Consider the following 23,308-nt stretch of genomic DNA (forward strand, 5'->3'; position numbering starts at 1 on the left):
ACACCAACTGCTTGGTGTTGCGTCGGGATTTGAAGCCCACAGCGTTGTGTGAGTTAGAGGACATCGGCCGAAAGGCGAACACCGCGAGGGCGGGCCCGGGCAAAATTTCCGTCAGGAAATTTATGCAGGGCAAATTCCTCCCTCCGTTTTCCTATACAACATTAACCCCCCGCTACTCTTGGCGGGGTTTTTAAATTTATAGAGAGTTGGAGCAACACCAACTGCTTGGTGTTGCGTCGGGATTTGAAGCCCACAGCGTTGTGTGAGTTTGAGGCCACAGGCCGAAAGGCGAACACCGCGAGGGCGGGCCTGCTTTAAACTAAATATTAGTGCAAGTCCCAAGTGCTTTTACTAGTAAACGCACCGCCCGCATACCGCTGGGAGGTTTCCGTACCTAAGGCGTTGCACAACCTGCGCCACCGGGCGGCCTGAGAATTCACCTTTTCATATCCAATAATACAGGCTCTTTTAGCATCTGCCTTGCCACAGAATCTCATAGAACTGATATGGTTATGCGTGCGAAAATATGTAGCGTCATACGGTTGCCACGGGGCTATAAAAGAATAGCATTGGTTAGTACATATATACGGATAGCCCCAAGGTTCTCCCGTCGCCCAACAATCTCCGCCCCAACTCTCAGGTTTTTTATACGCATAGTTTTTTGGTATCTCTATGTCCAACTGGTCAAAGGTGCTTGCATACTGGCCGTTTGCCAAATAATAGGCCTCTTGGGCGGATTCCACCGCATCTAACAGCGGCATATTGGACGCAAATTTAGACTTATCCACCGCTATCTGATACTGCGGCACCGCCACCGCCGCCAAAATACCGATAATAAGGACAACGACTAATAGTTCAATAAGGGTAAAGCCACGGCTAACGACCCAAGATGTAGATCCTGAACTAAATTCAGGATGACCTTCTTTTTTCATAAAGTCGTCATTCCCGCGTGTGAGGCGGCCCGCAGGGCTCGGGAATCTGTTGTCTCCGTTCTTGGATTCGTTGTCATTCCCGATTGTCGTAGTCGGGAATCTGTCGTTTTCCTTTTTGAATAAAAACGGATCCCCGACAGAAACCTTCGGGGATGACAAAATAGGTTTTACCGTGCGGCCACCCCAAACAAACGTCATTCCGTAAGGTTTCTGTACGGAATCTCGCCGTTTCGCAACAACAGATTCTGGACTACAACTTTCCAGAATGACGACACTAGCACAAGTAGCCGCACGGCTAACTTCAATAAACCCTTTCATTTTTTCTCCTTGTTAAGGCCTTTATATTTGAGCAAAACGGCCTTTTATACACATTTTTATACGGCAGATACATCCGGGTATGTCCGACCTTAATTGTCAAAATTTTAACAAAAAAAAAAAATAAAACAACCCTTTTAACATAAACAACGAAAAAGCAAAATTTCTGTCAGCCAAAAGTGCATAAAAAAGCCCCGGGTGGTAAAAACCAAAACCGGGGCTAGTATCAAACGGCTCAACTTATTTGTGATGTTCCTTCTTTTTGAACTGCGCGTTGTAAAGGGATGCGTACGCACCGTTTGGCACTTTTAGCAGGGTTTCGTGCGTGCCTTCCTCCACAATGTGCCCTTCGTTAATTACTACGATTTTATCCGCATTTACCACGGTGGATAAACGGTGTGCAATCACAAAAACCGTACGGTTTTTCATCAAGTTATCAAGCGCCTTTTGTACCACGGCTTCCGACTTATTATCCAAAGCGCTGGTGGCTTCGTCCAAAATGACGATAGGAGCACGGCGGATAAAAGCGCGTGCAATGGCTACACGTTGGCGCTGTCCGCCGGAAAGGGTCAAACCGCGCTCTCCCAACACCGTATCTAAACCGTCTTTAAGCGTATGGATAAAATCGTCCAAATGGGCATTTTTAACAGCCTCTTTTAAATCCTCTTCCGTAGCGCCGGGACGTCCGATTAAAATATTATCGCGAATCGTACCTGTAAACAGGAAATTATCCTGGAACACCACCGAAATATGGTTACGCAAAGATTTTAACGTAAAATTTTGGATATTCACGCCGTCAATCGTAATGGCGCCTTTGGTTACATTATAAAAACGCGGGAGCAGGCTGACAACGGTAGATTTTCCGCCGCCGGAGTTCCCCACCAAAGCCACCGTAGAACCCGCAGGAACGGTTAAATTGATGTCCTTCAACACCTCTACTCCGGGTTTGTAAGAGAAATAAACATCCTTAAAGCAAATTTCTTTTTTTAGCCCGTCCATTTCCGCCGAATTGGGTTTGTCATAGATGTCCGTTTTGAGCGCAAAGATTTCAAAAATACGGTCAATCGCCAAAAAGGCCTTTTTGATATCCACATAGTTGTCGCCCATTGTTTTAACCGGGGTGTAGAGCATTAAAAGCGCCGTAACGAACGACGTAAAATTACCGCTGGTAATAGTCCCCTTTACAATCATAGAACTGCTCTGCCAGAACACCAAGGCAAGCCCCAAGGACACGATAAAGTGCATCACCGGGGACAGCCAACCCGTATGTTTAACCATACCCATATTAAGGCTAAATACCTCGTCCATTAAATGATTAAAGCGGCTTTCCTGGTCCTCTTGCAGGTTGTAGGCTGCAATGGTACGGTTTCCGTTAAAGGTTTCGTTATACGCACGCATCGCAATAGAGGAAATTACCACCGTATTGCGCACCAGTTCTTCTAATTTTTTGCGCACCACATAAATCAGCGCACCCGCCGCGGCAAACGCGCCAATGGCGATAAACGTCAACTGCCAAGAGTTGTAGAGCAACACAAACACCAAGGTAATGGACGAAAATACGCGCGTAACCACCATACGCAGGTTATTGATAAGTCCGTTGCAGGCGGTGTCAGCATCGCCGTTGTAGCGCATCATAATATAACCGGAGTCGGTCGTGTCAAAATACCCGCTGTGCATACTTAACAGTTTATGAAAGAGTTTTTTGCGCACGTCCAAGGTAATTTTATTGCCCACCCAAGTATTGAGATACTTAACCAAGTACGTTAAAATACTTTGCACCAACACAAAACCGATAATCAAAAGAGGAATCCAAGCGGCAAAAATAGCGTTTTTGGCAACCAGCACATCATCGGTGTAATACTTCATAAACAAAGCGACCGTAGCGTCTAACGCACCGACGGGCAGCGCAAGCAAAAGCCCCAAAACCGCACGGAAAAGATAGGGCTTTACAAAGGGCCACATTTTTCTGTAATTATCTACAAACGGGTTGGAAACGATAAGTTCCCCCAAAGGACGGGTTAAAAAATTTTTCATAGAAATCTCCGGTATAAAACAACTTATTTTATTATAACAATTCCCCGGCTCGTTTGTCCGCAGAAGCGGCTGGGGTTGCAAAAGTATTTTTACTTTGCTAAACTAATCAAACAGTTATCCAAACGGGGCCAACCTGTTAGGACGTAAATTTTTGTATAGAAAGGAATAGTTGTATGGTTACTAAGAAAGCAAACAAAGAGGCTCTCACCGCCGCAGAATTAAAGGAAATTAAAAAACATTTAGAAGAACTGAAAGAGGACGCCACCGCCCGCCTGAAAGATAAAAAGAATATGGATATGCCGGAAGCAGAAGTGGGCGACCCGATTGACGATGCTTCCAAAAGTTTGGATAAAGAAATTTTGTTTGAACTCTCCGGCAATGCCCACAACACTATCGGGCAAATTGAAGCCGCTTTGCGCAAAATTGACAAAGGAATTTACGGCTTTTGCGAATATTGCCGCCAGCCTATTCCCAAAAAACGCATTAAAGCAATGCCTTTTGCACGCTACTGCGTAAACTGCCAACACTCCACGGAAAAAAGCCACGAATAACGCTTTTTGACACAAAGAAAGGGAGCCTTTGAACAGGCTCCCTTTTTTAATCTAAATTCCACGCTATTTACTGGAAAAATAAACAGGCGTTTTCTTGGTATCCTTGGCATATGCCATAATTTTATAGGAATCCTTTTGCACACCAATTCTAAACCCTTTGGGGGAAAGCGCCTTTTGCGTATCACGCTGGAATTGCACCGGGTCGCCGGACAACAAGGATAAGCGCAACAAATCGTTGGTATAATAGCCGTAACGTGCATAATGGGCCTCTTCCAACAGCGCCACATTTTGCAACTGGGCCTTGGCTCTGTTTACATAATACTGCTGAACAACAGACCCGCCGCCGAAGCATTGTTGGTACATTACCCACGCAAACCCCGCCAACAAAAGTGCGCCCAACAAACGTACCATTAAATTTTCCCACCAGGCTTTTTGGCGGATTTGCACGACTACACTTCCACCTAAAAAATCGTGCAACGCACGGTGTCTGTCGTCAAAAAAGGCAAACAGAAAACCGCACATCAAAAGCGCACCGCTAATGTAATAGCCAACCGCACGCATAAATGCGCGTGGAAACGATATGGGGCCGCTTAAATCTTGTTTAACTACCGCAATACCCACCAAAGATTTACCGAGGGTTACGCGGTCTCCGGACGAAAAAATGGCTTCATACAACACAAACAAAGCATTAATTCCCAAAAGAACCGCCGCAATCTGCCACATTTCGGCATATGGGCCTAAAATCTTTAAAATGGCAAGGCCGACAAACTGGCCGGGAATAAAAATTACGCCATAATCAATCAGCAAGGCAACAAACCGTTCCGTTACCGAGGCATACACCACCTTGGGGGTTTCATCCGCCTGCGGCTGAACGGAAACAGGCTGAGGGTCCATAATATTAATGCGGGTTTCTGTCATAAAATTCTCCTTTCGTCTAGTTTATTATAACAAGTTTTCCCCCGCCCGAACAAAAAAAGAGAGCGGAACTTTCGCCCCGCCCCCTTTTTTATAAAACGCTTGTTTAAGCGGCAATACCCAATTTAGAAAATAAGATATACACACCAAACACGCACAGCACAATCGCCACGCTGACGGTTACGCCCAAGTTCCACGGTGTATTATCCACAATATTCAGGTCCTTGCCGTCATCATAGCGGTTTTTAGCCGGCCACAGTTTGCCCGTCAGGTACATAAAGGCAATGGACACAGCAAACAAAATAGCCAAAATATGCAGGAAATGCAGGTCCGTCTTAATCACGCCCAACTGCGTAAGGCCGTAGCCCACCATAAAAAATACAAGGGTAACTTTGGCCGACCACGCAGGCGCGGTTTTATTAAGCATACCGAAAATTATCAGCGTAAAAATCGGCACATTGTAAAACCCGTTCACCATCTGCAAATAGTTAAACAGGCCCGAAGGCGCCTTGGCAATCAGCGGTGCTACAACCATAGAAAATACAGCCAGCAAAATGCCCACATATTTGCCCTTGTTTACCAATTCTTCATCCGTAGCAGACGGTTTGATAAGCGGCTTATACACGTTAAGCATAAACAAAGTGGAGGTGGAGTTCAAGGCCGCGTTAAATGAACTTAAAATCGCCCCGAACAACACCGCCGCAAAGAAGCCGATTAAGTAGAAGGGCAGCACTTTATTCACCAGCATCGGGTAAGCCATATCCCCCACTTCCAAAGGAGTGCTTTGGAAAATGTGGAACGCCACAATGCCCGGAATAATCAAGTAGATAGGCCCAATCAATTTAAAAATGGCACACAGCAAAAGCCCCTTTTGCCCCTCTTTTAAATTCTTGGCCGCTAAGGCGCGCTGGATAATCGTTTGGTTGCAGCCCCAATAGAACAGGTTTACCAAAAACATCCCCGTAAACATTGTAGCAAAGGGAACCGGGTCGGTGGAGGAGCCAATAGCGTTAAATTTTTCCGGGTGGGATTTTACCACCTCGGTAAGGCCCGCCAAAATATTGCCGTCTCCCACATAGGCAAGGGCAAACAGCGGCACCATCATCCCGCCGATAATGAGCCCAATACCGTTAAGCGTATCGGCAATCGCCATAATGCGAAGTCCGCCGAAAATGGTATATAAGCACCCCAGCACACCAATCGCCACCACTACTACAATGATAGCCATCATTGGCGATAAGTGGAATGTGCCCATAATGTCAAAGATACCGCCCATACCAATCGCGCCGGAATACAGCACCGTCGGCAACAGGATAAGCACATACCCCGCCAAGAATAAAAAGTTTACAAACTGCTTGGTGGCGCCGTCGTAGCGGTCGCCCACGAAGTCCGGGATAGTGGCATAACCCTTTTTTAAATAACGCGGCAGAAAGAAAAACGCCACAATAATAAGCGCCAGCGAGGCCCCGATTTCGTACCCCATACCAGACATATTAAACATATATCCCTGGCCGTTTAAGCCCACCATTTGTTCGGTAGATAGGTTCGTAAGCAAGAGTGAGGCGGCAATCACCCACCCGGTAAGTCCTCTTCCGGCCAAAAAATAGCCTTCCGAGGAAGAAGCGTCTTTCTTGCGCGTCAGGTAATACGACAAGCCCAGCACAAGCGCCGTAAAACCTGCAAACGACGACAGCGTAAGCAACATATTTCCTCCGTAGATAATCCGTAAAAGTTCCGGCGTGAGCCGGCCCGACAAGAAACACCAAACTGACCGATTTTCCCGCCCGGTCCTTGATTTCTGGCGGGTTAACCGTTATACTTTGTAGTATATCAGGACCGATACTTTAATTGTAATTATAAACCGGCAGTTCGTCAATGGGAGGTTTTATATATGTTGATTTGGTTTTTATTCGGGGCAATGTGTATGGGAGTAGTGTTGTTTGGCTTGGCATATTTGAAATTTGTGTCGCTTAACAAGGCCGCCCAAAATGCTTGGCAAAAATTGGACAATAATATGAAGAACCGCGCAGAGTTAATCCCTGTGCTGGCGCTATCCGCCGCCTCGTTTAGCGAATTGGACCGCGAGTTTATTTATGAACTTTCCCACATGAAGGAAGCCTGCCGCACCGCGCAAACCCTGCAAGAGCGCGTAGCCAAAGAAAACGAAATCACGCAAAAATTTAAAAAGGTTTTTACAGCCGCGATGAAACACCCCGAATTAAAAACCGACGAGCATTTTTTAAAATTGCAGAAAAGCATTATTTATGCCGAAGGGAAAGTGCAAAGCGCCAAGAAAAAATACAACAGCGCAGCACGCGATTTTAATACAATAGCCGCAATTATACCGCTCAATTTCGTCGCCAAAATGTTTGAATTTGAACCTTACGAATATTTTGACTTTGACCCCAGTTTGGAAAAAGTAATGGAATAGAAAAGGCCCCTTTTAGGGGCCTTTTTCGGGATAAATTAAATGCCGCGGTCCATTTCCAAAAGCACCTGAATACGCTTTTCAATGGGCGGGTGTGTAGCCATCAGGCCCGACAGCGAGCCAAACAGCCCCATGCCCAAAGGTCCTACGGGGCTTTCAATGCACATAGCCGCCATAGAGGAGTGTTCTTGGATGTCCTCTACATACGGGCAAGCGGATATTTTTTTAAGCGCACTTGCCAAAGCACGCGGGTTACGCGTAGTTAAGGCCGCCGTAGCATCTGCCTGGTATTCGCGCGCGCGGGAAACAGCCAAACGCAGCAGCGGCGCAATAATATAGCCGTAAATCAGGCAAATAACGCCCAACACAAAAAACAGCAAATTCGCCTTTCCGCTCTCCCGGCTGCGCCCGCGGCTTAACCCCATCCTAAAACAAATTTCGCCCGCCAGCGTAAAGAACGAAATGCCCGCCACGGTAATTAACATCAGGCGGATATCGCGGTTTTCTATGTGGGCAAGTTCGTGCGCAATAACCCCCTCCAATTCCGCGCGGTCCAGTTTTTTTACAATGCCCTTGGTAAGCGCCAAAGAGGCGTGCTCCGGATCCCGCCCCGTGGCAAAGGCGTTGAGTGCGTTGTCATTTAAAATATAGATTTTAGGAGGTGGCAGGCCGCGCGTAATGCACAGGTTTTCCACCAAACGGTAGATTTCAGGCTGGTCGTACGCCGTTACCGGGATAGCATTTACGCTATTTAAAATAATGTGGTCGCCCGTAAAGTAAGAAATGGCCATCCACACCATTGCAAGCCCCCAGCAAATGGGCAAAACAAACATCATCAGTTTGTTAAGTTCTGCTATTTGGTCGGTGGCTTGAAATTCGCTTACCGTGGCGTACGGGTCGCCTCCTATCACAAAAAAGATAAGCGCAAACACGCCCCACGTTAAGAGCGCAAACAAGATAGGAAACAACAAAACAAGCAGCACGGTGCGCCGCTTGTTTTGTTTTATAAAGTCATAGGTGGTAGCCATTTACGGCTCCCGTTAGAACTGCACTTTTACAGGCTGGCGGGCAGCGTTTTCACCTTCCGCCAATTCAAAAAATTCCCGTTTTTCAAAGTGGAACATAGAAGCCACAATGTTGCTGGGGAACATTTCAATTTTGGTATTAAGAGCCAGCACATTGCCATTGTAAAAGCGGCGGGCGGCCTGAATTTTATCCTCGGTATCGCGCAGTTCGCGTTGCAACTCCATAAAGTTGGCATTGGCCTTTAAATCCGGGTAATTTTCGGACAGGGCAAAAATAGATTTTAATGCCCCGGTAAGCATATTTTCGCTTTGGGAAATTTCCTTCATATTCCCCTGCGCCGACATAGCCATATTGCGTGCCTGAATAACTTTTTCCAAGGTGGCGCTTTCGTGCTGGGCATATCCCTTTACGGTTTCCACCAAATTAGGGATTAAATCATAGCGGCGTTTCATTTGCACTTCAATATCACTCCACGCCTCGGTAGCGCGGTTCTTTAAAAGCACAAACCCGTTATATATGCTGACGGCATAAATCACAAATACCGCCGCCAAAATAACAATAATCCAAAGTCCGTTCATCGTTTCTCCTTAATCATCACGTTCATCACGTTTTTGGTTGTGATAGAACTGGTAGCGGGACGTTTCATACAGTCCCTTGGCAAGCGCCTTCATATGCTCAAAACGCTGCGGCTCTTTTTTAGAGATATCCTCATTATAATTATCTGCGGCATACTTGTAAAGGCCTTCCTTTTCGCCTTGGCTGTGGTAGTAATAATCCCCCTGCACAAAGCCGATGGTAGCGGGCGAAACAGCCCAACCGTAGATAAGCGCACCCGGTTCGGGAGCGGGGTCCGTCAGCACGTCCCGGCCGATAGCCCGCGTAAAGTACGGACGGCCTAAAATACCCATTACCGTAGGCAAAATATCCACCTGGCTGGCAGTTTTGTTAATTACCTGCGGTTTTTTAATCGGCCCGCCGGCAATAATCAGCGGAATTTGGTGGTTAATCAGGTTTAAGTCCACATAGCCGCGCGGCATATTTTCGGACTGGGGGGCCGCCAAACCGTGGTCGCCGAAAATCAGGAAAATCGTATTTTTATAATAATCCGATTTTTCCGCCAATTTAAAGAACTCGCGCAAAGCGTGGTCGGAAAAGCGCAGGGAATTGTATTCGGCCACGCTCACAAAACTGCGTTTATGGGCCAAATCTTCGCCGATATCTTTCAGTTCAAAACCCGCATTATCAGCCGGGATAGTATAAGGGCGGTGATAGCCGGAAGTTTGGATAAACGCAAAGAACGGCTTGCCGTTGTTTTCTTCCTGTTCCTTGTTCAAAACGCGGTTGGCTTCACGGAAAAGGTCCAGGTCCGAAATACCCCACACGTCGTTGCGGTGTTCGTGTTCAAAATTACCTTCCTCGTACATATGCACACCGCCCAGATTATGTTCCAAAATACCGCGTATATTACCCCAACTGGCACTGCCGCCGATGAAATAATATTTTTCGTAGTCGCGCAAGGCATTTACCACGACGTGTTGGTCCACAATCAAGGGATTGCGGGAACTGGTTTTAAAAGACGTTACGTCCGGAATACTCGTAACTGTGGCGAATACAGCGCGTGCCGTAGCGGATGTGGGCGAATAAAAATGCGTAAACAAAATGGACTTATCCGCCAAACTTTTAATAAACGGCGTGGGGTCAATATCCGGATTGGTCATAGAAATTTTATTCCAAGCCAACGATTCCATAAAGATAACCACCACATTGTAATCGTGCTGCTCCGCTTTGGGTTTTGCCGCCACGGTACGTTCAAAATTAAGCGTTTCTTTATCGGGGTGTTGTACGCCCAAATAAGAGGCTACAGTATCGTAATATTGCTGCGTTTTGGTTTTATCAAAACTATCCGCCTTTACAAAGCGGGCCGTATCAAAAATATTAAGTACCGGGTTTAATGTTAAATTGCAAATAAAATTGTTGGTAGAGTGATACGCATTACTCCAACGGAGCGGATATTGGCTCAACTGGCCAAACATCAGCCCGCCCGTAACCAACAAACCGGCAAAAAACCAACCCAGATTACCTTTCCAACGGTAACTATCCGTTTGGAAAAATGCTTTTTTTTGCAAGCGGTTTACAAACCAAAAACCCAACACGGCCCAGACCAACAGCCCGATAACAGCCCACACCAAGGGATATGTTTCCCAAGCCATTTGCAGGGAGATGAGGGCATTTTCGGAATATTTAAAAATGGAGTAGTTAATGCGCATTGCAATATAAGCATAGTGTGCAAAATCGGCAAAGTAAATAAGCAGTACCGCGGCTTCCAGCAACGCATACACAGCGGAAATACCCTTGCGGATAACACGCGCCCCGTGCCAAAAAGCACAAACGGTAAAATATAAGCCCAAGGGGATTGCCAACGCACAAGCGAGGCGGGCATCAAATTTCGCACCGATATAAAAAGTCTCCCACAATTCGTGGTAAGACTGCGGTACAAGTGCCGCGTGAAACACAAATAAAAAGATTCCGCGGAAAAGGGTAAACACCACCCAGTTAGCCAAGATGAACCAAGCGTAAGACTTAATCCACCCCGGTACGGCGAGTTTCTTCATAATTCCTCCAAAATAGACTGCTTATATATATGATATCAAATCTGCTTCGCGTGCGGAGGGCCCAGAAACAAGGGACCAAAGGACCCGCCTACAAAATAGGTCTTTGGACTCTTGTTCCCCCAGCCGATATTTTTTATTCTTATTACATAGGAGAATACAATGAACTTACGTTTTTTTATTTTGTTACTTACCGTCTGTATTATGGGAGTTACTCCCCTGCAAGCCCAAAAGGCTATTTTAAAATCTTTTACCGCCACTAAATTCGTCCAACCGGCCAAGATTTTATCGGAATCAGAATTTCATTTATTATCCTCCAACCTCTATGCCATAGACCAAACGCGCAAGGCCTTAATCAAAAATCCGGGTTGGGCGTTTACGCCGGAATTTAACGCATCGCGCAACCATTTAAAAAACTTAGGGCTCCCTTTGCCGCAAGTTCCCGCCGCCAACGCCACTACCGCAGAGCGGACCCGCTTTTTACAACAAACAGTACAAACCTTAGAGCAAGAACGGAAAGCCCTCGGCCAACTTTTGGACCAAAAAACATCTTCCCCCACCCCGGCAAGCCGTATAAAATGGGACCGGCGAACGGCCGCTTTGGCACGGGCGAAAAATGCCTCAGACCAATACGACATTTTGAACAGCGAAACGCCGGAACTGCATTGGGGCACCCCGGGATTAGATGAGGTATGGGTAATCCCAATGCCGGAACCGGACCACGCCGGACTGACGGAAGCCGCCTTAAATGGACGAGATGTAATTGATCGCATTGTAGATACCAAGGCCAACACACTTCCCAAACTCTTAGATGCCATTTTGTACGACCCGGACATTTTACCCGCCACCAAGACGGAAATGATGATGACGGTTGCCAACGCTTCGCAGGGGCTGTCGTTTTACTTCGTCCAAGAATATATGGGTACTTTCCGGGAGATTCCGCAACTTCTTTTAGACCCCGAGGGAACCCCCTTCCAAACCGACAATGCCGCGTTGGATTACGCAGAGCGCGTACAAATTGCCCTCGTCAAAAAGTTACAACAAAAAGGCTTTTGGACGGGAGAGGATTTTGAACACTTTTCGGAAGTATCGGCCTTTTTCCCCACAGACCGCGCCAACCTCATTTTAGGAGCCGTAACATACTTGGAACCGTCTGCTGCGTTGTATTTGTTAGATCACCCGCAAGATTTGGCCGGAGTAAAGAAAATAGCCCAAACCGTCCAAGCCACCCGCGCCGAAAAAGACGCTTTATGGCCCAACGGAACAATGACATACAAAATACCTTTTTCTCTTACTGCGGAACAATTAAAGAAAAACCGTTTAACGGTATTGGAAACCCAGCACGAACGGCTGGAAAAGTTGCTTGGCAAACTGATGGCACGCGAGGACTTTTTGGACGTGCGGGCACCATACTTATTAAAACAAGCCGAAAAAAAGGTCTCTCCTGCCGACACGGAACACCAACTTTGGCAAGCCGCCACGCAGGCTTCCTTTGCCGCGCAACTGGAACGCTTAAACCGCATTAAAACCCAAGTTTTGGACCGATTAGGCGAGTTGGAAGCGGAAATAGAATTACTCAAATAATGCTTTCCCGGCAAGAGTTTTCTGTGCCGGGATTTTTTTATCTATACAAAAAAACCTTTTCTTTAAATAAATAAAATGCTATGCTGAAATTCCAGACGGTAGCATTTAAATACAAGGAGGCAGCACCATGAGAATGATTGATGTAATTATCAAAAAACGCGGAGGCAAAGCCCTAACCCAAGAGGAATTTAACTTTGTTGCACAAGGCGCGGCAAAAGGCACCGTGCCCGATTACCAACTTTCCGCCTTTTTAATGGCCTGCTTTTTAAATCCCCTTTCAGACAAAGAAACCGCTCTTTTCACCAAGGCGATGGCCCACTCAGGCGGACGGCTTGATTTTTCTTCCACCAAACTTCCCAAAGTAGATAAACATTCCACCGGCGGCGTGGGCGACGGTATTTCTATGGCATTGGCCCCGCTGGTGGCCTGCGGCGGAGTAGCCGTACCGATGATGTCCGGCCGCGGATTAGGCCATACGGGCGGGACCTTGGACAAATTGGAATCTATGAAGAATTTTGAGGTGCGCGTACCCGTCAAACTGATTTACCGCCAAATTCAAAAATTAAATGTTTGTATGTTTGGGCAGACCAAAGACCTGGCCCCGGCCGATAAAAAACTCTATTCCCTGCGTGATGCCACCGGCACCGTGGAAAGCCGCCCGCTCATCGTGGCCAGTATTCTTTCTAAAAAATATGCCGAAGGGGTGGACAGCCTGTTAATGGACGTAAAATACGGCTCCGGCGCGTTTATGCAAAAATTGGAAGACAGCCGCAAACTGGCCCGCGCGCTCGTCAGCACCGCCAAACTCCTTGGCCTGAAATGCCGTGCGCTGATTACCTATATGGACCAGCCGCTCGGCCGCGCTATCGGCAACGCTAACGAAATGCGCCAGGCAATTCAAATTTTAAAAGGCGACAAGACCCTCGCGCCCGACTTTTACGAACTTTTAATTGAAGAAGCCGCCAATATGCTGGTTATCAGCGGTAAAGTAAAAGATATCAAAAAGGCCCGCGCGCTGATGGAAGAAAAGATTGAAAACGGCGAAGCAGCCGCCAAACTGCGCGAAATGGTGAAGTGGCAAGGCGGAGACCCCAAATCCGTGGACGACCCGGAAGGCTACTTTAAAGATGCCAAACTCAAATTGGAAATCAAGGCCGAAGCCTCCGGATATGTCCAACACATTGACGCAAAAACCGCCGGTATGGCCGGAGTATTGCTTGGCGCCGGAAGAAACACAATGGAAGACGTGATTGACTACGGTGCGGGCATTTGGCTCTCCAAAAAGGCGGGTGATGCCGTCAAAAAAGGCGACGTAATTGCCACGCTGTATGCGTCCGATAAAAAACGGTTAGAGGACGGCGCGGCCCTCTTCAAACAAGCACTTAAAACAGGCAAAAAGAAACCTGCCGCCTACAAAATCATCAAAGAAGTTATCAAATAAATTAGGAACAAATTGTAACCCCGGGCCTTTTATAAAGCCCGGGGTTTTTTATTGAGATAAAATTTTTCTTCACGCCTCACATTTTACTGCCTTTTTAAATAGAAAACACTCCGGTTTATTCCGCCGGCTGCTCGGTCTGTTTTTCCTTCTTTTTAAAAATGCCAAATAGTCCGCCAATGCCCTTTTTTACGGAGCGGCTGGCAAAATTATTACCAATACCTTGCGTAACGAGCGACGACACAGACCCCAGCATACTCATACTGCCCTTGGGGTCGTCCACCGTACCGCCGATATTCAATTTCAGCGGCATAATACCGTCCGTCTCGTGTTTACCCGGGGCAGCCTGTACCGTCATATCTATTTTACCGCTGTTAAAATCTGTCGTACCGTTCAAACTAAAAGACACCATATCAGACACAAAACTGCCGTCTTTTACGGAAGCCTTGCCTTTGGTAAAGGTTACGTCGGTAGTAAACTTATCAAAAGCCATACGCCCGTCAATCTTTTGTTGGCTTTTGGGTACACGGATTTGCATCGGCTGTCCGTCCGGTCCGGTAACGGTTTGCAAAACGGTATCCTCTTCTTTGTCTGATGTACTGACGGCGGACACAAGCCCGCTGCCGATACCGTTTAACACAGAAAACACATTAAGCGAATTAAATACTTTTCCCACGATATTTACAGACATAAACAACACCTTGGTTAAAGCATTAGCATCTGTCAGTTTATATAAGTCCTTAATTTCCCCATTCCCCATAGACAAATTGAGTTCGCCGCGTGCGCGCTTCATATCGGGGGTGAGGTTGCCCAAATCCGCTTGGAGCAAAATCTGCCGCCCCGCAATATACGGTGCATCCAACGCATCTATTTGTATTTTTCCGGTAACGGTGGCCGGTGGCAAGGGCCACGCAGGGGCAGGCTGTTTATCCGCTTGTACTTTCTTTTCAGCCACGCCTTTCTCTGTACGTTCCGGCAAGGGCGGCAAAATTAATTTTTTTGCAAAAGCATTTAACGAAACTGCCAAATCCTTGGGAGACTGGTTCCAAGATGCGTTCACAGAAAAAGGTTCCTTATTCAGCAAGCCGGAGACGGTTATACTGGAAACCGCCGTTTTAAAATCGGTTGTTCCCTGTGCGGATACTTCCAATACCCCTTGCTCCAAACGGCCCGCATAGCCCGCATTTGCACCCATATCGGCCGCTGTAACGGTCGTCTGCCAATCCTGCTGGGTAAAATGCACCGTACCGCCAACTGTTCCTGCGGCTTGATATTCCTCCGCCAGTTGGGGCAGTTGCGCAAGAAACTCCTTAAAATCAACTTGCCACTCAGCGCGGGCTTCGTATTTTAAAACTGCGCTGTAATCTATGCCGCCAATAGCCGACAGTTTCACCCCGGCAAGGGCCAAAACCGCTTGATTAACCGTCAGTTTTTCCTCCGGCAAATTGGCTATTGCATCCGTTTTAAAATGCACCTGCGGGACCTCAAAGCGCGGTTCGTCCGGCACGAGATTTTGCAAAGTATCCGTGGTTAAATTTTCTAACGTAACACCCAACTTGATGTGGGGCGCAATAAAATCCTGCGCTTGAAAATTTATTTTAACTTTGGCACCGTTATAAGAAAGCAAAAAGTCGGGTATTTGCACCTGCGCGCGCGACAAATTGCCTCCCGCCAAATTAAACCGCACATTAAACGATACAGGGAATTCATACTGTTTTTCCCCCTCTTGGTAAAAGCCGTCCGCCGCAAAGCCCAAATTAATCAAATCCCGCACCACCAGCCGTTTGCCCCGCAATGTAATATTTTTTAGCGCGGATTGTCTTTTATTTTCCTCGTCTTGATAAAATATATTGATATTTTTTAACGATAAATCTGTTAAGGTTAAATACGGCAAGGAAAGTGTATCCGTTTGCGCAATCTCATCTGATGACGGCTCATCCGCAGGCAGCAAATCCGCCCAATTAAACGCGCCGTCAGCCCGGCGGAGCAAATAGGCTTCCACCCCGCTAACGGTAAGCGATTTTAACTTAATATGCCCGTGAACTAAATGGATAAGCGACACCCTAATCCGCAGCCGCTCCACCGATAAGAAAGTTCCTTTTTCAAAACCGCCCGCTTCCGATAAAGCAAACTTATCCGCCTTTACCCCCATAAAACTGACGGACATTTTTTCCAAACGCACCTCGCGTCCGGTGGCCTCTTGCATCTTTTGTACGGCGTATTTTTTCATCCAAATACTGGACGATACCCACCGCAAAGCAAGGTCTGCCCCAAAGAATAAAATCAGCGTGCACACCGCTACCGTAGCCAAGCGCCGCCAAACCTTATTTGTCATTTTTAACCCTCATACTGTATTTACAGCCGCAATAATCCTGCTTGTATAATTGTAATTCTTTTACAAGCGCTTGGCGCAATTCTTCCAACCCGTTCTTGCGCCAGTTAATCGCCGCATACGGCTTACCTACGGCATACCACGCGCGGCGGGCGGCCTCGTTTACTTGGTCCAAATCTTTATAGCGCGATACACCCAACACAGAGGTCAACGCCGTAAATTTATGTTCCAGCGCATACTGTTCGGCTCTTTCCAAACGCATATAAAAACAGGCCGAACACCGCTTGCCGCGCTCGGGTTCGTTTTCTAGCCCGGCTACGGCTTTATCCCATTTTTCGGGTTCATAAGGAAGTTCGGCAAATTTTAGGCCAAAATGCTCACATACGCGCTTCTGCTCGTCGCGCCGTTTTTCATATTCAGCCGACGGATAGATATTCGGGTTATAAAATAAAACGGTGGCATCTATGCCGTCATCTGCCAATTTTTTGATAGCCGCACAAGAACAGGGCGCACAGCAGGAAAGGATAAGTAATTTAGGGAAATACATATTTATATTTTACCAAAATAGAAGCATAAACCAATGATAGAAAACTGCATTAGTATTTTGTTTTTAGTTGTAGATTTAGATTAACACTTATAGGCGAAGCCGCATTTGTAATGTTGCGACGAAAAGGCAACCGATATTCCTTTACCGGAAACCGTAACCGGGCAAAACATCCTCAGGCAAAAACAATGTGCCGATTTGGAACTTATTGAAAAATAACTGCATAATAACAAAAACCCCGGTCGGGAAATAAACCAACCGGGGCAAAAAGTATTTTATTTCTGTGGATTGTGCGGGTCAAAATGATGTTTGTAATATTCTACAAGCCTATTCCACATCGCAAGCGCCGCGGGAGTATCTGCAAAGCGGGAAGACATTTCCTCTATCTTATAAACAAACAACTCCCGTACTTGGCGTGGCGATTGCAAACTGTTATAGGCCGCTTCCTCGGCAGACACCCGGGCACAGAACAAGAGCATGTCTTTAATTGTTCCGTAATATTGCACTTCCTCGGTGCTGAAAGTACCGCCCATTTCGCGCAAGCCGGTGCGGACCTCGCGGTATAAAAGGGCCGTATAAAATTCGTGCGTATTAACCGTAGGAGCAAAGATACCCTGCATTAAAATTTTTAAGAACCGCACTCTGTCCGCAGAAGGCAAAAGCGGCAAGAAGTGGTCGTTCAACCGCTGTGCCGTGGCCTCACCCAACAGGGCGCGAAAATTGGGATTATCGTCCAAAATTTGGGTCCCCGCCGAATACTGATAGCGCTTGCGAAATTCCTGTTCCGCCTGTTTTTGTGCAAGGCGCAATTCATATTCCAATGCAAGCAAATAAGTATAACTGAGTTTCATCCCTGTACGGATACGCTGGGAGAGAACCACCATACACGGACTTAATTTATTGGTGTTTCGGTCCTGCATTTTGAAAAGGGCATTAGAGATTTCGTGGGAAAGTGTATTGGATATTTCCGAGTGAAGTTTGCCGTCTTTCAACAACGGGGCCAAGACTCCGCGCGAGGGCAATACCGAAGCAAAACGCGCTAAAATCTGGCGTTCTGGCGTGGCTTCCACCAAATGCTGCAACGCTTTTTCTTCCGCCGGGATAACTACGCGGGAGGCGCTTGTCAAAGCCCTCCTTACCCCTTTAACGGATTTAAGCGGATTTTTCTGCGCAAAAACCGCCGTAGGAACCAGTAAACCTGCTAAAAATAAAATAAATATTTTTTTACCCATACTTACATTTTGCAATACTTTCACCCCAAATAACAGGGCCCTTGGACCCATTTTTATATAGGGCAAAGGACCTAAAAAAGAGGGAACCTGTACAGGCTCCCCCAAGCACTTACAAATTATCTTTAATAGTTTGCGCAAGGCGTTTTAGGCCTTCCACAATTTGCTCTTTGGTAGAGTAAGAAAAATTTAAACGCATATCGTTAAACACATCCCCTTGCGGATAAAAATCTACTCCGGCCACATAGGCCACCTTGTTTTCAATGGCCTTGGGCAACAGGTCTGTGGCGTTCATGTGTTTAGGCAAGGTCAGCCACAGGAAGAGGCCCCCCTCGGGGCGCGTCCAAGAAACATTTTTCGGCATATATTTAGCCAAGGTTTCCAACATCAAATCGCGTTTTTCGCGGTAAGATGCAATAATTTCTTTGACGTGCTGCATCAGCATCCCGCTGCGCAGATATTCCCCCGTAGCCAACTGCAAAATGGGAGAAGTGCACAAATCCATCGCCTGCTTTAAAATGACATATTTGCGAATAACATCTTCCGGCCCGACAATGTAGCCCAAACGGAAGCCGGGCACAAACACCTTGGAAAACGTGAACATTGTAATCACGTTGCCACGGCCGTTGTCCAACGCGTAAAAAGTACGCGGGGAAGTGCCTTCAAAGCGGACTTGACGGTATGGAGAATCTTCCAAAATAAAGGTGTTATACTTTTGGGCAAGTTCCAAAATTTGTAGTCGGCGGTCTTCCGGAATCGTCGTGCCTGTGGGGTTTTGGAAATCGGGCACCAAATAAATAAATTTGCATTGTTTGCCGCGGGCTTTTAATTCAGCCAGTTTCGTTTCCAAATCTTCGGGCAAAATACCATACGCATCGCTTTCCGCACCCGTAATGTCAGCACCCGCCACGTGAAACGCCTGCAACGCGCCCAAATAAGTAGGGCAAGCGGTAATAATGCTGTCGCCGGGGTTTACGAACAGGCGCGCCGTCATATCCAAGGCTTGTTGGGAGGCGGACACCACCATCATTTGGTCGGTAGTTACATCAATATTCTCGGTTTCTTTTAATAATTTTACCAGTTCCGTACGCAAAGCCATTTGCCCTTCGGTGGTGCCGTACTGCAAAGCCTGTTTGGGGGTTTTCGTCAGCACATGGTGCATAATACCGTCAATTTCGTGCGTGGGGAACAATTCCGGGGCCGGCAGCCCCCCCGCAAACGAAATAATATCCGGGCGGGCTATCACTTTCAAAAGTTCTCTAATGGCGGAAGCCTTGGAGCGGCTTACCACTTGGGAAAACAACTCATTGTAATTCATCTGCTACTCCCAATTTTTAAATAATCGCTTAACTAATATATTGTACAATTTTTAGGCTCAAATCTTTTGCCGGAACAGAGTGCGTAAGCGCTCCCATAGAAATCACATCCGGACGGACCGCGCAGTACGCTTCCAAATTCGTTTTATTCACGCCGCCGGACACCTCTATAATGGCGCGCCCGGCAATTTCCTTTTTGCATACGGCAATTTGTTCGGGGGTCATATTATCCAGCATAATGATATCCGCCCCGGCGTTTAGGGCTTCTTTTACCTCGTCCAGGGTCGTGGTTTCCACCTCCACCTTGGGAGTGTGCCCGATAACGTCTTTAATCTTTTTGACGGCCGCCGTAATGGAGCCTGCCGCCGCAATATGGTTATCCTTAATCATCACGCTGTCGGCCAGACTAATGCGGTGATTGCGCGCTCCGCCGGTGCGCACCGCGTACTTATCCAAGCGGCGCAAACCGGGCTGGGTTTTGCGCGTATCCACAATCATTACGCCGTATTTTTTGCCGATAGCCGCATATTCGCGCGAGGCGGTGGCAATACCGCTCATCCGCTGCATAAAATTAAGCGCGGTTCTTTCGGCCTTTAAAATAGACAAAGTGCTTCCGGTCAGTTCCAGCACCACTTCGCCTTTTTTCACATTATCGCCGTCCTTTTTAAGCGGAGTAAAAACGACGTCCGGGTCCACCGCGTGAAACACGGTTTTGGCTACGTCCATTCCGCATAGCACCAAATCTTCTTTGGCGCGGATAGCGGCCTTGGCCCGGTTTTCGGGCGTAAAAATAGTATCCGAGGTAATATCCCCCAAACTTAAATCTTCCAACAACGCAAGTTCAATAATTTTATCCAGTATCATTTTGCAAGTTCAAACATTTTTTCAATGGCTTTTTTGGCCTGGACCGCTACGCGCCCGTCCACCGTAACCACTTGGTCGGGGCGCGGGTCAATCAACGCTTCCAGGGTATTAATCAAACTGTTCTTTTTCATATAACTGCACACGCCGTAGGGCCAAATAAAGGTTTTGTCCGGGTGTTCGGCTTCCAAACGGTTTACGAGGCCAAACTCCGTAAGCATACCAAATGTCTTATCCGGCGAGGATGCCACATAAGAGGCCATCCCCTTGGTACTGCCTACATAATCGCACTTTTGGCAAACCTCAATGGGGCATTCCGGGTGCGCTAACATTTTAATACCGGGGTGTTCGGCACGCAGTTTATCCACAATTTCCGGGCGGTATTTATCGTGCACACAGCAGGACCCGCCGGAAGAAATTATCTTTTTGGGCGTACCGCGGCGTTTGAGTTCGGCATCAATATTTTGAGCCATCAACATATCAGGCACAAAAATCAGTTCATTACCGGGTATTTTCTGCGCAATATCAAAAACATTGCCGGACGTTACGCACGAATCGCACACGGCCTTTACATCTGCGGAACTGTTAATATAGCACAAAGCCGGTACGCCGGGGTGTTTTTCGCGCAGTTTTTTTACATCTTCTCCCGTCATAGAATCAGCCAAAGTGCACCCCGCCTTGCCTGCCGGGATAACTACCTTTTTATCCGGGTTGATGATTTTGGCCGTTTCCGCCATAAACCACACGCCCGCAAAAACGATAATATCCGCAGTAGAGGAGCGCGCCTTTAATGCCAGTTCATATGAGTCCCCCCGAAAATCAGCCACCCCGTAAACCAAATCGGGTGTGGTATAGGAGTGGGCGAGAATCACCGCGTTCTGCTCTTTTTTAAAGCGGTTAATCGCCAGCACATACGGTGCGGCGGCCAGGCAGTCCTCAAACGTCCACTTGGCGGCTTTTGTTTTGGATACAGATTTAAGAAGCCCATATAATCTATGGGCTTCTTGTGTAAGTTGTGCTTCCTTTTCTAACGGCGTAAGCATAAATTATTGCAAGGTGTCCGGCGCAACTTCGTCGCTAGTGTAAGTAGTGGTCGTCGTGCTGGTGGACGAGGTGGACGTATTCGGTGCGGAACCGTCTAAATAATAAATATTGGTATTGTTTACTACCTTTTTGTTGGTCGTAGTGGTTTTGGAAGAACTCTTGGACGTTTTCTTTTTGGCAGTCGATTTTTTAACCACCTTAGCAGCGGGCTTTTTGGCCCCTCTTACCGTTTGTTCGGCGGGCGGCAGATAAGAATCGCCGCAGGCCTGCAATTCATAGGCGGGCAACGTGTCGTAATCGGCCTCAGGCGCCAACAGGTTGTCAAACTCCTGGTCAATAATTTGGTATTTGGCGTTCTTGGCGGATGCTTTGTTGCGGGAATCCGCAGTTTTGGTGTTGGCGTTGCCGGAAGAGCAAGCGGCGGCGCCGAAAGCGGCGATAAAGGCCGCGAGTAAAAGTTTCTTCATAACCCGTCTCCTTATTAATGCGGGGCAAACCCGCGCGTTACTAAATTATATATCATATTGCGTGGATTTGGAAAGGTTTCCCTTATAAATTTTTCGCAGGTTTCCTCTTATATTTTAGTACAATAAAAAAGTTGTACCGTTTGGGAGGAAGAAAAAAACACAATGGAAAGCCTGCAACAATTATGGACAGCGGTTTGCGCATTTGCGACGGCGCCAACCTTGCAGCATATGTACGACGTAATGAACGGATTTAACACTTTGGTGTGGGGTCCGCCAATGATTATTATCCTGCTTTTTTTAGGTATTTATTTTACTATCCGCTTGCATTTTCTACAAAAATACACTTGGCCGGCAATGAAACTGTCGGTTAAAAAAGTAGAATCCGAGGGGATGGTCAGCAGTTTCGGCTCCCTCGCCGTAATGATTGGCGCAACCGTAGGCACCGGGAGCATTATCGGCGTAACCACCGCCGTAGCCGAGGGTGGCCCGGGGGCGCTGTTTTGGATGGTGGTGGCGGGATTTTTCAACTTTGCCATTAAATACTGCGAATGTATGGTGGCCTTTAAATACCGCGTGCGCCTGCCGGACGGCGAATATGTGGGCGGGCCGATGTATTACCTTTCCCGCATTTTAAAGTTTAAATGGCTCGCCCTTATTTTTGCGGTGGGCACGGTATTAATGGCCTTAACCGCCGGGAGTGCCTTGCAATCTAACTCTATTGCCGATGCCTTGCGCGAAGGGTACAATTTAAACCCGTGGTATGTCGGCTTATTTGTAGCCATAGCGGCGGGCGTGGTGATTATCGGCGGGGTAAAACGTATTGCCGCGTATTCCGAGTGGCTGGTACCGATTATGGGCGGCTTGTACTTATTACTCGCCCTTATTGTGCTTTGTATGCACCTTACCGAAATTCCGTCCGCTTTATTAATGATAATTAAAAGCGCTTTTACAGGCAAGGCCGCTGTGGGCGGAGCCGCCGGCATAGGCATTATGGCTATTGTGCAGGCTATGGTACCCGCTTTAAGCGCAGGTGTTACGCGGGCTGTACTGGCAACCGAAGCCGGGCTTGGAAGTGCCTCTATTGCTGCCGCCGCGGCCAAAACCCGCAGTGCTACGCAAATGGCGATTATTTCGGCTACGTCTGTATTTTGGGCGATTTTTATTTGCTCGCTGACGGGTATGGTTATTGTACTGGCAGGAGATTGGCAAAACCCCAACGTCTATGCCGCCAACCTGTGCAACAGCGCGTTTAAAACGGTGCCTTATATCGGTACGCCGATTTTGATTTTCTCGCTGGTAATTTTTTCGTTCACGACTATTATCGGTTGGGGATATTATGTGGAAAAGGCTTTGCAGTTTTTGTGCAAAGGTTCCAATATGCTTATAAAACCTGTGCGCGTGCTGTTTATTATTTTGACCTTTGTGGGCGGCTGGATTGGCACCAGTTTTTCGTTGGATTGGACGATTTCCGACTCCTTACTGCGCACCGCCGAGGCCAACGGTTCCACCCGCTTTATGTGGGCACTTGTCATTTTTACAATGACGATGATGACTGTGCCGAACATTTGGGCGTTGTGGTGCTTCCGCAAGGTAATTATTAAAACCACCCGAAAAAACATCAAAAATATTGTGGGCAAACAACCCAACGCAAATTAAGGATAATAAGTCTCCCCCGGAAAAACT

Annotated in this window: 19 protein-coding genes; 5 read left to right on the forward strand and 14 right to left on the reverse strand. The window is 47.3% G+C overall.

Annotation, left to right across the window (positions count from 1 at the left end; genetic code table 11):
* Positions 1–326: 326 nt before the first annotated feature.
* Both ACQY2K_RS06160 and ACQY2K_RS06165 read right to left on the reverse strand, forming a co-directional pair.
* Positions 327–1,250, reverse strand: a complete 924-nt coding sequence (locus tag ACQY2K_RS06160) for a type IV pilin protein (RefSeq protein WP_428041129.1) — start codon at positions 1,248–1,250, stop codon at positions 327–329.
* A gap of 237 nt (positions 1,251–1,487) precedes the next feature.
* Complete coding sequence (locus ACQY2K_RS06165; protein ID WP_428038336.1) at positions 1,488–3,281, reverse strand: ABC transporter ATP-binding protein; 1,794 nt, start codon at positions 3,279–3,281, stop codon at positions 1,488–1,490.
* Between the two features lie 173 nt (positions 3,282–3,454).
* Here ACQY2K_RS06165 and ACQY2K_RS06170 point away from each other — a divergent pair, with 173 nt between their 5' ends.
* A complete protein-coding gene (locus tag ACQY2K_RS06170; RefSeq protein ID WP_177745681.1) occupies positions 3,455–3,832 on the forward strand; it encodes a TraR/DksA C4-type zinc finger protein in 378 nt (125 codons plus the stop codon).
* 63 nt (positions 3,833–3,895) lie between these two features.
* On the opposite strand, the gene ACQY2K_RS06175 is transcribed toward ACQY2K_RS06170, so the two are convergent.
* On the reverse strand, positions 3,896–4,750 hold the full coding sequence (locus tag ACQY2K_RS06175) for an RDD family protein (RefSeq protein ID WP_177745684.1): 855 nt from the start codon (positions 4,748–4,750) through the stop codon (positions 3,896–3,898).
* A gap of 103 nt (positions 4,751–4,853) precedes the next feature.
* Entirely contained in the window at positions 4,854–6,452 is a 1,599-nt protein-coding gene (locus tag ACQY2K_RS06180; protein ID WP_428041130.1) for a solute:sodium symporter family transporter, read from the reverse strand.
* Positions 6,453–6,638: 186 nt separating this feature from the next.
* Here ACQY2K_RS06180 and ACQY2K_RS06185 point away from each other — a divergent pair, with 186 nt between their 5' ends.
* Positions 6,639–7,178 (forward strand): LemA family protein, encoded by a 540-nt coding sequence (locus ACQY2K_RS06185; protein ID WP_177745690.1) that lies wholly within the window; start codon positions 6,639–6,641, stop codon positions 7,176–7,178.
* Positions 7,179–7,213: 35 nt separating this feature from the next.
* Here the strand turns inward: ACQY2K_RS06185 and ACQY2K_RS06190 are convergent, their stop codons facing one another.
* Genes ACQY2K_RS06190 through ACQY2K_RS06200 form a run of 3 tightly spaced genes read right to left on the reverse strand, consistent with a single transcriptional unit; the run spans position 7,214 to position 10,813 of the window.
* Complete coding sequence (locus ACQY2K_RS06190; RefSeq protein WP_428041131.1) at positions 7,214–8,203, reverse strand: M48 family metallopeptidase; 990 nt, start codon at positions 8,201–8,203, stop codon at positions 7,214–7,216.
* 12 nt (positions 8,204–8,215) lie between these two features.
* Positions 8,216–8,779 (reverse strand): LemA family protein, encoded by a 564-nt coding sequence (locus ACQY2K_RS06195; RefSeq protein WP_177745696.1) that lies wholly within the window; start codon positions 8,777–8,779, stop codon positions 8,216–8,218.
* A gap of 9 nt (positions 8,780–8,788) precedes the next feature.
* Positions 8,789–10,813 (reverse strand): LTA synthase family protein, encoded by a 2,025-nt coding sequence (locus ACQY2K_RS06200; RefSeq protein WP_428041132.1) that lies wholly within the window; start codon positions 10,811–10,813, stop codon positions 8,789–8,791.
* Positions 10,814–10,972: 159 nt separating this feature from the next.
* Between ACQY2K_RS06200 and ACQY2K_RS06205 the strand changes: the two genes are divergently transcribed.
* Both ACQY2K_RS06205 and ACQY2K_RS06210 read left to right on the forward strand, forming a co-directional pair.
* Positions 10,973–12,394, forward strand: coding sequence for a hypothetical protein (locus tag ACQY2K_RS06205; RefSeq protein ID WP_428041134.1), 1,422 nt, complete (start codon positions 10,973–10,975; stop codon positions 12,392–12,394).
* Positions 12,395–12,521: 127 nt separating this feature from the next.
* Positions 12,522–13,835 (forward strand): thymidine phosphorylase, encoded by a 1,314-nt coding sequence (locus ACQY2K_RS06210; protein WP_428040031.1) that lies wholly within the window; start codon positions 12,522–12,524, stop codon positions 13,833–13,835.
* A 115-nt stretch (positions 13,836–13,950) separates the two neighbouring features.
* On the opposite strand, the gene ACQY2K_RS06215 is transcribed toward ACQY2K_RS06210, so the two are convergent.
* The 7 genes from ACQY2K_RS06215 to ACQY2K_RS06245 all read right to left on the reverse strand — a co-directional run bounded on the left by ACQY2K_RS06215 (position 13,951) and on the right by ACQY2K_RS06245 (position 21,625).
* Complete coding sequence (locus ACQY2K_RS06215) at positions 13,951–16,167, reverse strand: AsmA family protein (protein ID WP_428041135.1); 2,217 nt, start codon at positions 16,165–16,167, stop codon at positions 13,951–13,953.
* Positions 16,157–16,711, reverse strand: a complete 555-nt coding sequence (locus ACQY2K_RS06220; protein ID WP_428041136.1) for an epoxyqueuosine reductase QueH — start codon at positions 16,709–16,711, stop codon at positions 16,157–16,159. The genes ACQY2K_RS06215 and ACQY2K_RS06220 overlap by 11 nt, the downstream gene beginning before the upstream one ends.
* 272 nt (positions 16,712–16,983) lie before the next feature.
* Positions 16,984–17,940, reverse strand: coding sequence for a hypothetical protein (locus tag ACQY2K_RS06225; protein WP_428041137.1), 957 nt, complete (start codon positions 17,938–17,940; stop codon positions 16,984–16,986).
* Positions 17,941–18,049: 109 nt separating this feature from the next.
* A complete protein-coding gene (locus ACQY2K_RS06230; protein ID WP_428041138.1) occupies positions 18,050–19,255 on the reverse strand; it encodes a PLP-dependent aminotransferase family protein in 1,206 nt (401 codons plus the stop codon).
* A gap of 28 nt (positions 19,256–19,283) precedes the next feature.
* Positions 19,284–20,117 (reverse strand): carboxylating nicotinate-nucleotide diphosphorylase, encoded by an 834-nt coding sequence (gene nadC / locus ACQY2K_RS06235; RefSeq protein ID WP_428041139.1) that lies wholly within the window; start codon positions 20,115–20,117, stop codon positions 19,284–19,286.
* Positions 20,114–21,157 carry a quinolinate synthase NadA gene (gene nadA, locus ACQY2K_RS06240; protein WP_428041140.1) on the reverse strand — a complete coding sequence of 348 codons (1,044 nt, stop codon included), beginning with the start codon at positions 21,155–21,157 and terminating at the stop codon, positions 20,114–20,116. The genes nadC and nadA overlap by 4 nt, the downstream gene beginning before the upstream one ends.
* A 3-nt stretch (positions 21,158–21,160) precedes the next feature.
* Positions 21,161–21,625 (reverse strand): hypothetical protein, encoded by a 465-nt coding sequence (locus tag ACQY2K_RS06245; RefSeq protein WP_428041141.1) that lies wholly within the window; start codon positions 21,623–21,625, stop codon positions 21,161–21,163.
* 162 nt (positions 21,626–21,787) lie between these two features.
* Between ACQY2K_RS06245 and ACQY2K_RS06250 the strand changes: the two genes are divergently transcribed.
* Complete coding sequence (locus ACQY2K_RS06250) at positions 21,788–23,281, forward strand: alanine/glycine:cation symporter family protein (protein WP_428041142.1); 1,494 nt, start codon at positions 21,788–21,790, stop codon at positions 23,279–23,281.
* The last annotated feature ends 27 nt before the right edge of the window (positions 23,282–23,308 follow it).

It is taken from the genome of Candidatus Avelusimicrobium fimicolum (assembly GCF_021632165.1).
In the GTDB taxonomy this organism is placed as follows: Bacteria; Elusimicrobiota; Elusimicrobia; order Elusimicrobiales; family Elusimicrobiaceae; genus Avelusimicrobium; species Avelusimicrobium fimicola.

What these genes read in the sequence shown, in the direction of transcription:
- ACQY2K_RS06160 (WP_428041129.1), bottom strand. Translation starts at nt 1,250, where the DNA reads ATGAAAGGGTTTATTGAAGTTAGCCGTGCGGCTACTTGTGCTAGTGTC.
- ACQY2K_RS06165 (WP_428038336.1), bottom strand. Translation starts at nt 3,281, where the DNA reads ATGAAAAATTTTTTAACCCGTCCTTTGGGGGAACTTATCGTTTCCAAC.
- ACQY2K_RS06170 (WP_177745681.1), top strand. Translation starts at nt 3,455, where the DNA reads ATGGTTACTAAGAAAGCAAACAAAGAGGCTCTCACCGCCGCAGAATTA.
- ACQY2K_RS06175 (WP_177745684.1), bottom strand. Translation starts at nt 4,750, where the DNA reads ATGACAGAAACCCGCATTAATATTATGGACCCTCAGCCTGTTTCCGTT.
- ACQY2K_RS06180 (WP_428041130.1), bottom strand. Translation starts at nt 6,452, where the DNA reads ATGTTGCTTACGCTGTCGTCGTTTGCAGGTTTTACGGCGCTTGTGCTG.
- ACQY2K_RS06185 (WP_177745690.1), top strand. Translation starts at nt 6,639, where the DNA reads ATGTTGATTTGGTTTTTATTCGGGGCAATGTGTATGGGAGTAGTGTTG.
- ACQY2K_RS06190 (WP_428041131.1), bottom strand. Translation starts at nt 8,203, where the DNA reads ATGGCTACCACCTATGACTTTATAAAACAAAACAAGCGGCGCACCGTG.
- ACQY2K_RS06195 (WP_177745696.1), bottom strand. Translation starts at nt 8,779, where the DNA reads ATGAACGGACTTTGGATTATTGTTATTTTGGCGGCGGTATTTGTGATT.
- ACQY2K_RS06200 (WP_428041132.1), bottom strand. Translation starts at nt 10,813, where the DNA reads ATGAAGAAACTCGCCGTACCGGGGTGGATTAAGTCTTACGCTTGGTTC.
- ACQY2K_RS06205 (WP_428041134.1), top strand. Translation starts at nt 10,973, where the DNA reads ATGAACTTACGTTTTTTTATTTTGTTACTTACCGTCTGTATTATGGGA.
- ACQY2K_RS06210 (WP_428040031.1), top strand. Translation starts at nt 12,522, where the DNA reads ATGAGAATGATTGATGTAATTATCAAAAAACGCGGAGGCAAAGCCCTA.
- ACQY2K_RS06215 (WP_428041135.1), bottom strand. Translation starts at nt 16,167, where the DNA reads ATGACAAATAAGGTTTGGCGGCGCTTGGCTACGGTAGCGGTGTGCACG.
- ACQY2K_RS06220 (WP_428041136.1), bottom strand. Translation starts at nt 16,711, where the DNA reads ATGTATTTCCCTAAATTACTTATCCTTTCCTGCTGTGCGCCCTGTTCT.
- ACQY2K_RS06225 (WP_428041137.1), bottom strand. Translation starts at nt 17,940, where the DNA reads ATGGGTAAAAAAATATTTATTTTATTTTTAGCAGGTTTACTGGTTCCT.
- ACQY2K_RS06230 (WP_428041138.1), bottom strand. Translation starts at nt 19,255, where the DNA reads ATGAATTACAATGAGTTGTTTTCCCAAGTGGTAAGCCGCTCCAAGGCT.
- nadC (WP_428041139.1), bottom strand. Translation starts at nt 20,117, where the DNA reads ATGATACTGGATAAAATTATTGAACTTGCGTTGTTGGAAGATTTAAGT.
- nadA (WP_428041140.1), bottom strand. Translation starts at nt 21,157, where the DNA reads ATGCTTACGCCGTTAGAAAAGGAAGCACAACTTACACAAGAAGCCCAT.
- ACQY2K_RS06245 (WP_428041141.1), bottom strand. Translation starts at nt 21,625, where the DNA reads ATGAAGAAACTTTTACTCGCGGCCTTTATCGCCGCTTTCGGCGCCGCC.
- ACQY2K_RS06250 (WP_428041142.1), top strand. Translation starts at nt 21,788, where the DNA reads ATGGAAAGCCTGCAACAATTATGGACAGCGGTTTGCGCATTTGCGACG.